Source organism: Streptomyces coryli, from assembly GCF_011044975.1.
Taxonomy (GTDB): Bacteria; Actinomycetota; Actinomycetes; order Streptomycetales; family Streptomycetaceae; genus Streptomyces; species Streptomyces coryli.
On the sequence record NZ_JAAKZV010000228.1, the window covers coordinates 1 to 13,401 of the forward strand.

Below are 13,401 nucleotides of genomic sequence, written 5' to 3' on the forward strand. Positions count from 1 at the left end.
GCTGACTGCGGGGTTGTTCCTGGTCGGTGCGGCCAACGCGGTGGCGATGCTGTCGCGTTACGCCGCGGCGGAGCTGTATCCGGCGGAGCGGCGGGGCGCGGTGATGGGGACGGTGGTGTGGGGCGGCACGATCGGGGCGCTGGCCGGGCCGGCGATGCTGCCGGTGACGAGTGAGCTGGCGTCGCCGCCGGAAGTGGGGCCCTACGTATTGGCGTTGCTGGCGACCATCGGCGCCCTGGTGGCCGTGAGCGGTTTCCCGTCCGCGCAGGCGCCGCCGGCGGGCGGACTCGCCCCACCCGGCCCGCACCGGGACCAAGCCCCGCGCACCGAGCGCGAGACGGCAACCGACGAGCGTGCCGCAATCACTCGCGTCGCCCTCGTCTCCATGATCACCGGTCAGGTCATCATGGTCGCCGTCATGACCATGACCCCCGTCCACATGCACACCCACGGCCAAGGCCTCGGCGCCGTAAGCGTCGTGCTCACCGCGCACCTCGCCGGCATGTTCGCGCTCGCGCCGCTCTCCGGGAAGCTTGCCGATCGCATCGGTGGGGCGGCCACCATCCAGGCCGGGCTCGCCGTGCTCGTCAGCTCCGGCGTGTGCACCGTGCTTGCGAGCCCCTCGGCCGGATTCGTGTTCTCCGCGGGGCTGTTCCTGCTCGGCTACGGGTGGAATCTCACCTTCGTCGGGGGCAGCGCGCTCCTCACCGGTCGCTCGACTCGCCTCCAGGGCCGCGTGGACGCGCTGGTCTGGGCGGCATCCGGCGTCGCGGGGCTCGGGGCCGGGCCGTTGATGGCCGGTGCCGGGTTCGGGGCGCTTGTCGCCGTGGCGTGCGCGGCGGTTGTGCTTCCGGCCGTATTGCTGCGCCACCACGCGCGCCGGGGCGAGCGGGCAAAAGCGGATCAAAGCACTCCGGTCCCCTTTTGAGGGACAGGTTCACCCGTGCGAGTGAGAACAGGTCAACCACGGTGAGCCGTGCGCCCCTGTGCGCCTACTTTCGCGGGGTGATGAGCAGCAGGCCCGACGAACGCCGATCCGCGGAACAGCAGAATCGCTCCCGCGGCGGAGCACACCGTGCCGACCCCAAGGTCGAGGCGCAGGTGCCGCCCGCCCAGTACGACCCGTATCTCGACGGCCTGTTCACCTATTGCCTCTCGGTCCTGTGCGATCACGACGCCGCTATCGCCGCCCTCGGCGACGTGCTCGCGCTGGCCGAACGGCCGCCCCGGCGCTCGCGGATGCCCGCGCCGACGCAGCGGCGGCCGTGGCTCTACTCGCTGGCCCGCTGGGCCTGCCTGCACCGCCTGGCCGAGGGCGCGCCCGCGGCCGGTGCGCACCGCGACGCGCCCGTCGCGCCCGCCGCCGTCGCCCAGCGCCGCCGCGAACTGGCCGCGCTGGCCTGGCCGGAGGCCGCCGGCACCACCCCCGAGCAGCGCGAGGCGCTCGAGCTCGCGGTCCGCCACCACCTGCCCCCCGAGGAGGTCGCGGTCGTCCTCGGCATAGAGCCGTACAACGCCCGCGAGCTGCTCGCCTCCGCCGCCTGCGAGGTGGAGCGCACCCGCGCCGCGCTGGTCGTCGTCGAGCACGGCGACTGCCCGGTGGTGACCCGCCTCGCGGGGGACAACGAGGTGTTGCTCGGCGCCGGTCTGCGCCGCGAGCTGGTGCGGCACGTGGACGACTGCGCGGACTGCCGGCGCACCGCCGAGTGGGCCGCCTCCGGGCACGGCTGGCCCGGCAAGCTCACCGGGCTCACCCCGGCCGCGCCGCTGACCGTCCTGGAGGCGCCGCGGGCGGCCGCGTACGCCGCGATGACGTACGCGCTGCGCGGCAAGCCGGGCAAGGCCCTCAAGGCGAGCACGAGCGGCAAGAAAGGCACGGGCGGCAAGGGCAGCCGGGGAAGCAAGGGGGGCGCACGCACCGCCGCCGTTCCGCGGCCGCGATACGACCGCAGCGGCTTCCCGCAGGACCCCAACGCCCGTGCGGCGCGCCGCGACCGGCTGCGCACCAAGGCGGTCACGTCCACCGTCGTCGCCACCGTGCTGGCCGCCCCGGTGCTCGCGCTCTGGGCTGCGTACCGAGGCGCGCCGCCGACCGGGGAGACCCACGGTGCCTTCCCCTCCTCCTCGGACCGGGCGCAGGACCCGGAGGAGCTGGACGGGCGGCCGGTGGAGAAGGCCGGTTCGGCCAAGGACGGGAAGCCGGACCCGCGTTACACGGCGGGCAGCCGCGCTCCCGACGTCTCGGTCGAGGTCATCGACAGCGGCGGCGCCACCCCGGGGCCCGGCGGCTCCGGGCAGGGCGCGGGCCATCTCACCGTGTCCGCCGACTCGAACGGCGACACGACGCTGATCACGCTCCGCTCCGACGGCCGTTCCAAGGTCCACTGGCGCGCGAGCAGCAATGCGTACTGGCTGGTCTTCAGCCGTACCAGCGGCGTGCTGGGGCCGGGGGAGTCCACGACGATCCGGGTCGCCGTGGACCACGACCGCGAGCCGGTCGGTGCCTGGTCGGCACGCGTGCGCATCGCCCCGTGCGGGGCGGAGGTGCTGATCCGCGGCCGCGGCGTCCGCCCGTCCCCGCCGCCCTCCACCTCGCGCCCGCCGACCTCGAACCCGCCGCCGTCGTCGCAGGACCCGACGACCCCGCCGCCGTCCTCGGACCCGCCCCCGTCGTCGGACCCGCCGCCTTCGCAGGACCCGACTCCGACGCCGACACCGTCCGACCCGTCGACCCCGCCCCCGTCATCCCAGGACCCGAGCCCGTCGGACACGACGACGCCGTCGCCGACGGGGTGACGGTCACCGCTGCAGGTACCTCAGCACCGCGAGTACGCGACGGTGGCCGGAATCCGTGCGCGGCAGGTCGAGCTTGGTGAAGATGCTCGCCGTGTGCTTCTCCACCGCGCGCTGCGAGACGCCGAGCGCGATGGCGATGGCCGCGTTCGTACGGCCCTCCGCCATCAGCCCCATCACCTCGTGCTCGCGCGCGGTCAGCTCCGCCAGGCCGTCCGCCGCGTGCCGGGCGGCGAGCAGCTTCGAGACCACCTCCGGGTCGAGCGCGGTGCCGCCCGCGGCGACCCGGTGCAGGGCGTCGACGAAGTCGCCGACGTCCACGACGCGTTCCTTGAGGAGATAGCCGAAGCCGGCCATGCCGGTGGCGGCGAGCCGGTCCGCGTAACGCGTCTCCACGTACTGCGAGAACAGCAGCACCCCGAGGTCCGGATGGCGCTCGCGCAGCGCGAGCGCCGCGCGCAGACCCTCGTCGCGGTGCGTGGGCGGCATCCGGATATCGGCGACGACGACATCCGGCCGATGCTCCGCCACCGCCGCGAGCAGCGCCTCCGCATCCCCCACCGCGGCGACCACCTCCAGGCCCCGGTCGCGCAACAGCTGCACCAGACCCTCGCGTACGACGACGGCGTCCTCGGCGATGACGATGCGCATGCGGCGGATCCTAAGGGCCGAGGGGCAGTTCGACGGTGATGGTGGTCGGGCCGCCGTCCGGGCTGTCGATCAGCAGCCGCCCGTCCACCGTACGCACCCGCTCCGACAGTCCCGCGAGCCCCGTCCCGCCGCCCGCGTGCGGCCGCGCGCCGCCGCGCCCGTCGTCGCGTACGGACAGGTGCAGCGCCCCGCCCTTCTCGTACGCCGCCACCTCGGCCCGGGTCGCGTCCGCGTGCTTCGCGGCGTTGGCGAGGAGCTCGGCCGCGCAGAAGTACGCGATGGTCTCCAGCGCCTCGGGGGGACGTACCGGCAGGTCCACGCGGAGCGTCACCGGCAGGGTGTCGTAGCCCGAGGCCAGGGTCTCCAGGGCCACGTCCAGACCGTCGTTGAGGGCCGGCGGGTGGATGCCCCGGACGAGGTCGCGGAGTTCCCTTATCGCCGTGCGCGAGCCGTCGAGCGCGGAGTCCACCAGCTCGCGGCCGCGGGTCAGTTCGGGGGTGTCGCCGGGGGCGCGGGCGAGCTGGTCCTTGGCGCCGGCGAGGGCCATCGCGACGGCGACGAGGCGGGCCTGGGCGCCGTCGTGGAGGTCGCGTTCGATGCGGCGGAGGGTGGCGGCGGAGTCCTGGACGGCGAGGGTGCGGGTCTCCTCCAGGACATCGACGCGGTCCGCGAGCCGGCCGCGGCCGAGCAGCGCCCGCGCCATGGGGCCCACGACGAGCGTGAGCAGCCCGCGCGTCGACCAGGCGCCGGCGGCGAGCAGCGCGATGCCGACGACCGCGGTCAGCAGCGCCAGCGGCCAGGTGTCGAGCCGGAAGTCCCCGGCGACGCCGATGCCGCGCCGGCCGTCCTCGTCAAGGGCCCGCCACCACAGCGGATACGTCAGCCCGGCGAGGCCGTAGGCCCGGATGCCCACGGACACGACGAAGACGATGAGGCTGATCGGGATGTACGCGATGGCGAAGGCGGAGGCGCGCCAGCTGTCCCCGTCGGTGATGGCGGACCCGATCGCGGCCACGAAGCCGCGCGAGCGCTTCCGGGCGGGCGGGGCCTGGATGTCCATGCCGAGCAGCCCGCGGAGCAGCCCGCGGTGCACCGCCCCGGTGGCACGGGCGAAGGCGAGGACGGCGACGAGGAGGATCAGCCCGACCTGGGTGACGGCGGCGACGAGGAAGACGCCGAGCAGGCAGAGCAGCGTGGTGCCCAGGACGAGACCGGGCACCACGGCGACGATCGAGTACGTGATCTCGCGCGGGGAGCCGAAGAACCGGCGGAGTTCGGGCACCTCAGAAGCGTCCCATCGCTCACGCGCTCCGGCGGGTAACGCCGTCGATCGGGCGCACCCGGAACATCCGGCCCAGCGGCGCAGCGGACGCCGCCCACACCAGCAGCGCACCCGCGCCGAGCGTCGCCGCCCACGCCCAGACCGGCAGCCCGGACAGCGGCGTGCCCACCTTCGTCCCCACCGGGGCCATGACGGCGCAGCCGATGACGGTGCCGGTGCCGACGCCGGCCAGTGCCGTGATCCCGCTCTCGGCCAGCACCACCCTGGTGATCTGCCGCTTCTCCGCCCCGATCGTGCGCAGCAGCGAGAACTCCCGCAGCCGCTCCAGCGTCAGCATGACGAGGGTGTTGGCGGCGACCAGCCCGGCGAAGCCCGCGTACAGCAGGGTGCCGAAGATCTCCACCGCGTCCACCTCGCTGCTCCCGGCCAGCGAGACGAACTTGGCCAGCGCGAACGCCGTCACCATCGCCATCGGCGTGATCGCCGCCGACAGCCGGCGGGCCCGCGCCCGCGACCCGGCCACCGCCAGCTCCCCGGCCACGCCGCCGGCGGCGCGCAGCACCGGCGCCGCGAGCAGCGTCGCGAGCCGCCCGATCCAGGGCCCGGCGAGACCGGCCGCGATCAGATACGCGAGCAGCACGATCGGGATGGTGTCGCCGGCGTCCTCGGCCGGCTGCGCGGCCGTGGCGACGGTGACCGCCACCGCACCCGCGACGAACACCAGCGCGGCGACGCCCCGCACCCGCCCTGCCCGTTCCCCGCCGGGCACCCGCGTTGTCGACAGCGCCGCGGCCGGGCGGGTGCGCGAGGCGCGGAAGGAAGCGATGATCCCGCCCAGTTGGGACGACACCACGAGCACGCCGAGCGCGGCGAACAGCGGCCCGAGGCCGATGTGCAGCGCCATCCCGTCCGGGGTCATCCCGTTGCCCTCGAGCGCCGCGAACCACCCGAGCGCGACCAGCGCCCCCAGCCCGTATCCGACGGGCAGCGCCAGCAGCGCGGTCCAGAGCGCCTCGGTCGCCACCATCCGCCGGATCTGCCACGGCCCGGCGCCGACGGCGCGCAGCAGCGCGGACTCGCGGCCGCGCTGGCTCACGGCCAGGGCCATCACCTGGCCGATGACGAAGATGGACATGTAGACGGTCACCAGGCTGAAGACCAGGCCCATTTCGTACACCGTCTGCTGCTCGGGTGACGTCGGCAGCCCCGACGCGGAGACCGCGATCGCCACGCTCGCGGTGACGACGGTCGCGCAGAAGACGAGCGCGGCGAAGGTCCCGGCGAAGGCGGACGGCCGGGCCCGTACGGACGCGGTGGCGAGTCCGGTGGTCACGCGGCCGCCCCCACCGTGTCGTATACGAGCCGCCCCTCCGCCAGCCGCAGCACCCGGTCCGCGCGCGCCGCCACCGCCGCGTCGTGGGTGACGACGACGACCGTGGCGCCGTACGCGGTCACGGACTCCCGCAGCAGCCCCAGCACCCCGGCCGCGGTGTCCGCGTCGAGCGCGCCGGTCGGCTCGTCGGCGAAGACCACGTCCGGCTCGGTGATCAGCGCGCGGGCGATCGCGACGCGCTGCTGCTGGCCGCCGGACAGCTCGCCGGGGCGGGCGTCCGCGCGCCCGTCGAGGCCGACGCGGGCGAGCATGCGGCGGGCCCGCGCGGGGTCGCGGGGCTTGCCGTCGAGGCGGAGGGGGAGGAGGACGTTCTCCTGCGCGGTGAGCGTCGGGAGGAGATTGAAGGACTGGAAGACGAAGCCGATCCGGGCGCGGCGCAGCCTTGTGAGCTGCCGCTCACCCATCGCCGAGATCTCCTGCCCGCCGAGGCGGACGGTGCCGGAGCTCGGCCGGTCGAGCCCCGCCGCGCACTGCAGGAAGGTCGACTTCCCGGACCCCGACGGGCCCATGACCGCGGTCAGGGAGTGCGCGTACAGCCGGGCGTCGAGGTCGCGCAGGGCATGCACGGTGCCGCGGCCGCGGCCGTAGAACCGGCTGACCCGGTCGAGTTCGAGGATGGCTTCCATGCCATCGACGTTACGAAGCCGCAGGTCAGCGAGCTATGGGGAAGGCACCCGGCTTGGGGGGTCGGTTATTCCGAACCCTTCGGCGCCGCACCGGTCAGGTGGTGCTGGACCACCGGCGCGAGCCGCTGGACGAGCTCCTCCACCTCCGCCGACGCGATCGGCTCCAGCTTGATGATGTAGCGCAGCATCGCCGTCCCGACGAGCTGGGCCACCGCCAGCTCCATCCGCAGCTCGCCGTCGGGGCCCGGCAGGTCGGGCGCCATCCGCTTCAGCAGATTCCGCGTGATCATCCGCCGGAAGATCGCCGCCGCCGCCTCGTTGTTCATCGCGGACCGCACGATCGCCAGCAGCGGCTCGCGGGTGAGGGCGTTCTCCCACACCCCGAAGATGAACCGCGTCAGCCGCTCGCCGGTCTCCTCCTCGGGGCCGCTCAGGGCCACGTCGGGGAGGTCCATGGCGGGCGCGAAGCTGACCTGCATGGCCGCCTCGAAGAGGTCGTCCTTCGTGCCGAAGTAGTGGTGCACCAGCGCCGGATCCACCTTGGCCCGCTTCGCGATCCCGCGGATCGACGCCTTGTCGTAACCCCGCTCGGCGAACTCCGCGCGCGCCGCGAGCAGGATGCGCTCCCGCGCCCCCGGCCCCGCGTCCCCGGTCTCGCGCCGCGGCCGCCCACGGCGCCGCCGCGGCTCGGCCCGGTCGGCGATGGGGGCGGCGGGACCTGGCTCGATCGCGGGTTCTGACTCGACAGCGGGTTCTGGCCCGACGGCGGACCCGCGCTCGACGGCGGACCCGCGCTCGACGGCGGACCCGCGCTCGACGGCGGACCCGCGCTCGACCGCGGACCCGCGCTCGACCGCGGACCCGCGCTCGACGGCGGACCCGGGCCCGATCGCGGATCCGGACCCGACCGCAGACCCGCGCTCCGACCCGCCCGCCGCCGCCGAATCCGCCGCCTCCGTCACCGCGCCCCCCGCGGCCGCACCGCCGCCGCCGTCGCCAGGTTCAGCCGGGTGAAGGCCAGCGCCTCCGCGAGATCCGCCTCCCGCTCCGCGGCCGACATCGCCCGGCGCGTATTCACCTCCACCACCACATGCCCGCTGAAGCCGCTCATCGCCAGCCGCTCCAGCAGCTCGGCGCACGGCTGTTTGCCGCGCCCCGGCACCAGGTGCTCGTCCTTGCCCGACCCGGTGCCGTCCGCGAGGTGGACATGCGCCAGCCGGTCGCCCATCCGGTCGACCATGTCCAGGGCGTCGTTACGGGCCGTGGCGGTGTGCGAGAGGTCGATGGTGAAGTGCCGGTAGTCCTGGTTGGTGACGTCCCAGTCCGGGGCGTACGCGAGCATCTCGCGGTCGCGGTAGCGCCACGGGTACATGTTCTCGACGGCGAACCGCACATCGGTCTCGTCCGCCATCCGCCAGATGCCCTGCTCGAAGTCCCGCGCGTACGACCGCTGCCAGCGGAACGGCGGGTGCACGACGACGGTGGAGGCGCCGAGCCGCTCGGCCGCGGACCGCGCGCGCAGCAGCTTCTCCCACGGGTCCTTCGACCAGACCCGCTGGGTGATCAGCAGACACGGCGCGTGGACGGCGAGGACCGGCACCCCGTGCAGGTCGGAGAGCCGGCGCAGCGCCTCGATGTCCTGGCTGACGGGGTCGGTCCACACCATCACCTCGACCCCGTCGTAACCGAGCCGCGCGGCCGCTTCGAAGGCGGTCGACGTCGGCTCCGGATACACGGACGCGGTGGACAGCGCGATCTTCGCGTCAGGGATGCGGACCTCGGAGGGCTCCGACGGCGGAGGCTGCATGCTCAACAGACTAAACGTCAGTGGCGCCGCTCAGCGTTACGGCATGTGGTCAAGCCGTCGCAGGATGATTCCCTCCCGCAGCGCCCACGGGCAGACCTCCAGCTCGTCCACCCCGAACAGATCCATCGCGCCCTCGGCGACAAGCGCCCCCGCGAGCAGCTGCCGTGCCCGCCCCTCGGACACCCCGGGCAGCTCGGCCCGCTCGGCGGCGGGCATCGCCGAGAGCTTCGGCACCCACTCCTCCAGCGCCTTCTTCCCCAGCGTCCGGTGTACGTACAGGCCCTCGCCGGAGCGCGCCGCGCCCGCGATCCTGGCCAGCTGCTTGAAGGTCTTCGACGTCGCCACGACGTGATCCGGCTCACCGAAACGGCTGAACTCCCCGACGATCCGGGCGATCTCCGCCCGCGCGTAGCGGCGCAGCGCCCGTACGTCCTCGGGATCCGGGGGATCGCCGGGCAGCCACGCCGTGGTCAGCCGCCCCGCGCCCAGCGGCAGCGACACCGCCTTGTCGGGGTCCTCGTCGATCCCGTACGCGATCTCGAGCGAGCCGCCGCCGATGTCCAGGACCAGCAGCTTTCCGGCCGACCAGCCGAACCAGCGGCGGGCGGCGAGGAAGGTGAGCCGGGCCTCCTCCTCGCCGTCCAGCACCCGCAGCCGCACGCCGGTGGCGTCGGTGACGCGGGCGAGGACGTCGTCGGCGTTGGCCGCCTCGCGCACCGCCGAGGTGGCGAAGGCGAGCACGTCCTCGGCGCCCTTGTCCTCGGCGATCTCCATGGCCAGCCGGGTGACCTCGATCAGCTTCGCGACGCCGGAGTCGTCGATCGCGCCCTCCTCGTCGAGGAGTTCGGCGAGTTTCAGCTCCGCCTTGTGCGAGTAGGCGGGCAGGGGACGGGCGCCGGGGTGTGCGTCCACCACCAAGAGGTGAACCGTATTCGAACCGACGTCGAGAACACCGAGTCTCATAACCGGAACGCTACTGCGTCCTGTCATGGGCCGTACGCTGGTGGGGTGGTCAAGACGAATGAGGCGAAGCGCGACAAGTCCGGGAAGTCCGATGAGATCGGACTCGATTTCCCGCGCGCATGGGTGGAGTTTCCCGATCCCGGCGATGACGAGCAGATCTTCCGGGTCGATCTGACCTGGCTGACCTCGCGCTGGTCGTGCATCTTCGGCAGCGGCTGCCAGGGCATCGAGGCCGGCCGTGCCGACGACGGCTGCTGCACGCTCGGGGCGCACTTCTCCGACAAGGACGACGAGAAGCGGGTCGGCCGCTTCGTGAAGCAGCTGACGCCCGAGCTGTGGCAGTACCACGACGAGGGCACGTCCTCGAAGAAGGGCTGGATCGAGCTCGACGAGGACGGCGAGCGCAAGACCCGCCGGGTCGACGGCGCCTGCATCTTCAACAACCGGCCGGGCTTCGCCGGCGGCCAGGGCTGCGCGCTGCACATCCTCGCGCTGCAGCAGGGCCGCGAGCCGCTGGAGACCAAGCCGGACGTCTGCTGGCAGCTGCCGATCCGGCGGACGTACGAGTGGGTGGAGCGGCCGGACGACACCAAGGTCCTGATGGTCTCGATCGGCGAGTACGACCGGCGCGGCTGGGGCCCCGGCGGCCACGACCTGAACTGGTGGTGCACCTCCGCGCTCAGCGCGCACGGCGCGAGCGATCCGGTGTACGTCTCGTACGAGGCGGAGCTGGTGGAGCTGATGGGGCAGAAGGGCTACGACAAGCTGGCCGAGCTGTGCGAGCAGCGGCTGGCGGCCGGTCTGCCGCTGATCCCGGCGCCGCATCCGGCGGACGCGCGCGGGGAGGCCTGATCGCGCGCGGGCCGGCCTGATCCCGAATCCCGGACACCCCCGTCCGGATCTTGGCCGCGCGGCGTACCCTCGATCGGAGGTCATACGTTCCGCTTCCCGGGAGGGAAAATGCCTTCGCTGAGGTCCCGCACCGTTACCCACGGCCGCAACATGGCGGGCGCCCGCGCCCTTATGCGGGCCTCCGGCGTAGCGAGCGAGGACATCGGCAAGCCGATCATCGCGGTGGCGAACAGCTTCACCGAGTTCGTGCCGGGGCATACGCACCTGGCGCCGGTGGGGCGGATCGTGAGTGAGGCGATCAAGGCCGCCGGGGCGGTGCCGCGGGAGTTCAACACGATCGCCGTCGACGACGGCATCGCGATGGGCCACGGCGGGATGCTGTATTCGCTCCCCTCCCGCGACCTGATCGCAGACTCGGTCGAGTACATGGTCGAGGCGCACTGCGCGGACGCGCTGATCTGCATCTCGAACTGCGACAAGATCACCCCCGGCATGCTGATGGCCGCGCTGCGCCTCAACATCCCGACGATCTTCGTCTCCGGCGGCCCGATGGAGGCCGGCACGGCCACCCTGGTCGACGGCACGGTCCGCAAGCTCGACCTGGTCGACGCGATGGTCGACGCGGCGAACGAGAGCGTCTCCGACGAGGACGTGCTCCGTATCGAGGAGAACGCCTGCCCGACCTGCGGCAGCTGTTCCGGCATGTTCACGGCCAACTCCATGAACTGCCTCACCGAGGCCATCGGCCTCTCCCTGCCGGGCAACGGCTCGGTGCTGGCCACGCACACGGCGCGGCGCGCGCTGTACGAGAACGCCGGCGCCACCGTCGTCGAGCTGGCGAAGCGCTACTACGACGGCGACGACGAGTCGGTCCTCCCGCGCAACATCGCCACCCACGCCGCCTTCGAGAACGCCATGGCGCTCGACATCGCGATGGGCGGCTCCACGAACACGATCCTGCACCTGCTGGCCGCGGCCCAGGAGGCGGGCGTCGACTACGGCCTGGCGGACATGGACGCCGTCTCCCGCCGGGTGCCGTGCCTGGCGAAGCTGGCGCCGAGCGTGGCGCCGCAGGGCACGTACTACATGGAGGACGTGCACCGCGCCGGCGGCATCCCCGCCATCCTCGGCGAGCTCTACCGCGGCGGTCTGCTGAACGAGGACGTGCACACCGTGCACTCCCCGTCCATCAAGTCCTGGCTCGACACCTGGGACATCCGCGGCGGCTCCCCCTCCACCGAGGCCGTCGAGATGTGGCACGCGGCCCCCGGCTGCAAGCGCTCCGCCGAGGCCTTCTCCCAGTCCGAGCGCTGGGCCTCCCTCGACACCGACGCCGCGAACGGCTGCGTCCGCGACGTTGAGCACGCGTACACGCGCGACGGCGGCCTCGCGGTCCTCAAGGGCAACCTGGCCGAGGACGGCTGCGTCGTGAAGACGGCCGGCGTCGACGAGTCGATCTGGACCTTCGAGGGCCCGGCGGTCGTCTGCGAGTCGCAGGAAGAGGCCGTCGACAAGATCCTCAACAAGCAGGTCAAGCCCGGCGACGTGGTGGTCATCCGCTACGAGGGCCCCAAGGGCGGCCCCGGCATGCAGGAAATGCTCTACCCGACCTCCTTCTTGAAGGGCCGCGGCCTGGGCAAGACCTGCGCCCTGGTCACGGACGGCCGCTTCTCCGGCGGCACATCCGGCCTCTCGATCGGCCACGCCTCGCCGGAGGCGGCCTCGGGCGGCACGATCGCCCTCGTCGAGGACGGCGATCTGATCCGCATCGACATCCCGTCCCGCACAATCGACCTGAAGGTCGACGAAGCGACGCTGGCGGCGCGCCGCGAGGCCCTCGGCGGCAAGTACGCCCCGAAGTCCCGCGACCGCAAGGTCTCGGCGGCCCTCCGCGCGTACGCGGCAATGGCGACAAGCGCAGACAAGGGCGCCGTCCGCGATGTGAGCAAGCTGGAGCGCTGAGCGGCCGGCGTTCGTGAGCATCAACGTTCCGAAGGGGGCGTCCGCCGCCCGACCGCCGAAAAGGTCCCGCGAGCTGATGATGCGGACGTGGGGCGTGTGGGTGCTGGTTGTTGCCGGGGTCCTGTGGGTGGCCTTCGCTTGGCGGCTGCTGGGCCCGCATCCAAGCGCGCTCGAGCACTGTGACGCTCCGTTCACCTGGGAGTACTCCCCGGACAACACCGTCTCGCAGGAATGCTTCGAAGCACGTCGGCCGGCCACCACCGCGCTTCTCCTGGTCTTCGCCCTGCCGCTGTCCGTCCTCGGCACGATGCTCGCTACGTTCGGCCATGTCCGGCACCTCCTCTCCACCCGCGAGGCACCGGATGAGCAGCGGGAGGAAGAGCAGGGATAATCGGCCCTGTGAGCGACAAGCAGCAGCCCGACGCAGGTGATGGCGCACCTCAGCCCGAGCCGGTGAAGTTCTTCGGGACGACCTGGGTCGATCGCGGTGGTGCCTACTGGGGCCGCCGGGTCGGCGTCGGGATTGGGTCCCTTGTGCTGGCCGGTGCCGGGGCGTATGTGCTGCGGCTTGCCTACGAAGGGCTGGCGCTGTCCAACTCCGGGAGTCTGCTCAGCATTCTGATGGTCGTCGCCTTCGCGGTCTGCTCCTCGCTTGCCTTCAGTCGCATGATGACGCGCTTCCAGCGGCGGCCGGAGGCGGTCGCCGACGCGAAGGGCGGCAGTGAGGCGTCCATGCGGCCGATCTACGGGATCGGGTTCGTCGGCGTGCTGCTCGCGTATTTCTTCCGGAATCTCGTCGAGGCCCCGGGCGAGAAGCTGCACCGCGCCGAGTACGAGCGCGAGCTCGAGATCTACGAGCGCCGTCGCACCACCCGTACCGGCAACCCGGCCAAGCGCAAGCGCCAGCGCAAGCGCGGCTGATCTTCTACCGGTCGGCGGGCCGCGCGGGCAGGATGGTTGTCATGGCCACCGATGCGCACTACCTCGAAGCCGACGCCCCCGCCAAAGCCGCCCGCGCCCTCTCCTTCGACGCCGCCGCAGAGCAGTACGCCGCCTACCGCCCCGGCTACCC

General features: G+C 73.0%; 13 protein-coding genes. 6 read left to right on the forward strand and 7 right to left on the reverse strand.

Going from position 1 to position 13,401, the window contains the following annotated elements; all coding sequences use genetic code 11:
• Window positions 1–928 (forward strand): MFS transporter (locus G5C51_RS33260; RefSeq protein WP_206314611.1); only part of this gene is annotated, 928 nt, incomplete at its 5' end.
• An 80-nt stretch (window positions 929–1,008) separates the two neighbouring features.
• Window positions 1,009–2,796 (forward strand): BACON domain-containing protein, encoded by a 1,788-nt coding sequence (locus G5C51_RS33265; RefSeq protein WP_206314612.1) that lies wholly within the window; start codon window positions 1,009–1,011, stop codon window positions 2,794–2,796.
• Between the two features lie 3 nt (window positions 2,797–2,799).
• Here G5C51_RS33265 and G5C51_RS33270 read toward each other — a convergent pair whose 3' ends face one another.
• The 7 genes from G5C51_RS33270 to G5C51_RS33300 all read right to left on the reverse strand — a co-directional run bounded on the left by G5C51_RS33270 (window position 2,800) and on the right by G5C51_RS33300 (window position 9,515).
• Window positions 2,800–3,444, reverse strand: coding sequence for a response regulator transcription factor (locus G5C51_RS33270; protein ID WP_165242983.1), 645 nt, complete (start codon window positions 3,442–3,444; stop codon window positions 2,800–2,802).
• 10 nt (window positions 3,445–3,454) lie between these two features.
• Entirely contained in the window at window positions 3,455–4,726 is a 1,272-nt protein-coding gene (locus G5C51_RS33275) for a sensor domain-containing protein (protein ID WP_165242985.1), read from the reverse strand.
• Window positions 4,727–4,745: 19 nt separating this feature from the next.
• Window positions 4,746–6,059, reverse strand: a complete 1,314-nt coding sequence (locus tag G5C51_RS33280; RefSeq protein WP_165242987.1) for an FtsX-like permease family protein — start codon at window positions 6,057–6,059, stop codon at window positions 4,746–4,748.
• A complete protein-coding gene (locus tag G5C51_RS33285) occupies window positions 6,056–6,745 on the reverse strand; it encodes an ABC transporter ATP-binding protein (protein WP_165242989.1) in 690 nt (229 codons plus the stop codon). The genes G5C51_RS33280 and G5C51_RS33285 overlap by 4 nt, the downstream gene beginning before the upstream one ends.
• A gap of 65 nt (window positions 6,746–6,810) precedes the next feature.
• Window positions 6,811–7,473, reverse strand: a complete 663-nt coding sequence (locus tag G5C51_RS33290; RefSeq protein ID WP_420824886.1) for a TetR/AcrR family transcriptional regulator — start codon at window positions 7,471–7,473, stop codon at window positions 6,811–6,813.
• Window positions 7,474–7,703: 230 nt separating this feature from the next.
• Window positions 7,704–8,552 carry a sugar phosphate isomerase/epimerase family protein gene (locus tag G5C51_RS33295; RefSeq protein WP_165242991.1) on the reverse strand — a complete coding sequence of 283 codons (849 nt, stop codon included), beginning with the start codon at window positions 8,550–8,552 and terminating at the stop codon, window positions 7,704–7,706.
• Between the two features lie 36 nt (window positions 8,553–8,588).
• A complete protein-coding gene (locus tag G5C51_RS33300) occupies window positions 8,589–9,515 on the reverse strand; it encodes a Ppx/GppA family phosphatase (RefSeq protein WP_165242994.1) in 927 nt (308 codons plus the stop codon).
• A 45-nt stretch (window positions 9,516–9,560) separates the two neighbouring features.
• On the opposite strand from G5C51_RS33300, the gene G5C51_RS33305 reads away from it, so the two are divergent.
• The 4 genes from G5C51_RS33305 (at window position 9,561) to G5C51_RS33320 (ending at window position 13,250) form a co-directional block, all read left to right on the forward strand.
• A complete protein-coding gene (locus G5C51_RS33305; protein WP_165242996.1) occupies window positions 9,561–10,367 on the forward strand; it encodes a DUF3109 family protein in 807 nt (268 codons plus the stop codon).
• A gap of 108 nt (window positions 10,368–10,475) precedes the next feature.
• A complete protein-coding gene (gene ilvD, locus G5C51_RS33310; RefSeq protein ID WP_165242998.1) occupies window positions 10,476–12,329 on the forward strand; it encodes a dihydroxy-acid dehydratase in 1,854 nt (617 codons plus the stop codon).
• Window positions 12,330–12,405: 76 nt separating this feature from the next.
• Entirely contained in the window at window positions 12,406–12,720 is a 315-nt protein-coding gene (locus G5C51_RS33315) for a hypothetical protein (protein ID WP_165243000.1), read from the forward strand.
• 8 nt (window positions 12,721–12,728) lie between these two features.
• Window positions 12,729–13,250: a hypothetical protein gene (locus G5C51_RS33320; RefSeq protein WP_165243002.1), complete on the forward strand. Its 522-nt coding sequence runs from the start codon at window positions 12,729–12,731 to the stop codon at window positions 13,248–13,250.
• The last annotated feature ends 151 nt before the right edge of the window (window positions 13,251–13,401 follow it).

Excerpts from the sequence above, each read along its gene's own strand:
- G5C51_RS33300 (WP_165242994.1), bottom strand. The coding sequence starts at position 9,515 with ATGAGACTCGGTGTTCTCGACGTCGGTTCGAATACGGTTCACCTCTTG.
- G5C51_RS33295 (WP_165242991.1), bottom strand. The coding sequence starts at position 8,552 with ATGCAGCCTCCGCCGTCGGAGCCCTCCGAGGTCCGCATCCCTGACGCG.
- G5C51_RS33270 (WP_165242983.1), bottom strand. The coding sequence starts at position 3,444 with ATGCGCATCGTCATCGCCGAGGACGCCGTCGTCGTACGCGAGGGTCTG.
- ilvD (WP_165242998.1), top strand. The coding sequence starts at position 10,476 with ATGCCTTCGCTGAGGTCCCGCACCGTTACCCACGGCCGCAACATGGCG.
- G5C51_RS33315 (WP_165243000.1), top strand. The coding sequence starts at position 12,406 with ATGATGCGGACGTGGGGCGTGTGGGTGCTGGTTGTTGCCGGGGTCCTG.
- G5C51_RS33265 (WP_206314612.1), top strand. The coding sequence starts at position 1,009 with ATGAGCAGCAGGCCCGACGAACGCCGATCCGCGGAACAGCAGAATCGC.
- G5C51_RS33285 (WP_165242989.1), bottom strand. The coding sequence starts at position 6,745 with ATGGAAGCCATCCTCGAACTCGACCGGGTCAGCCGGTTCTACGGCCGC.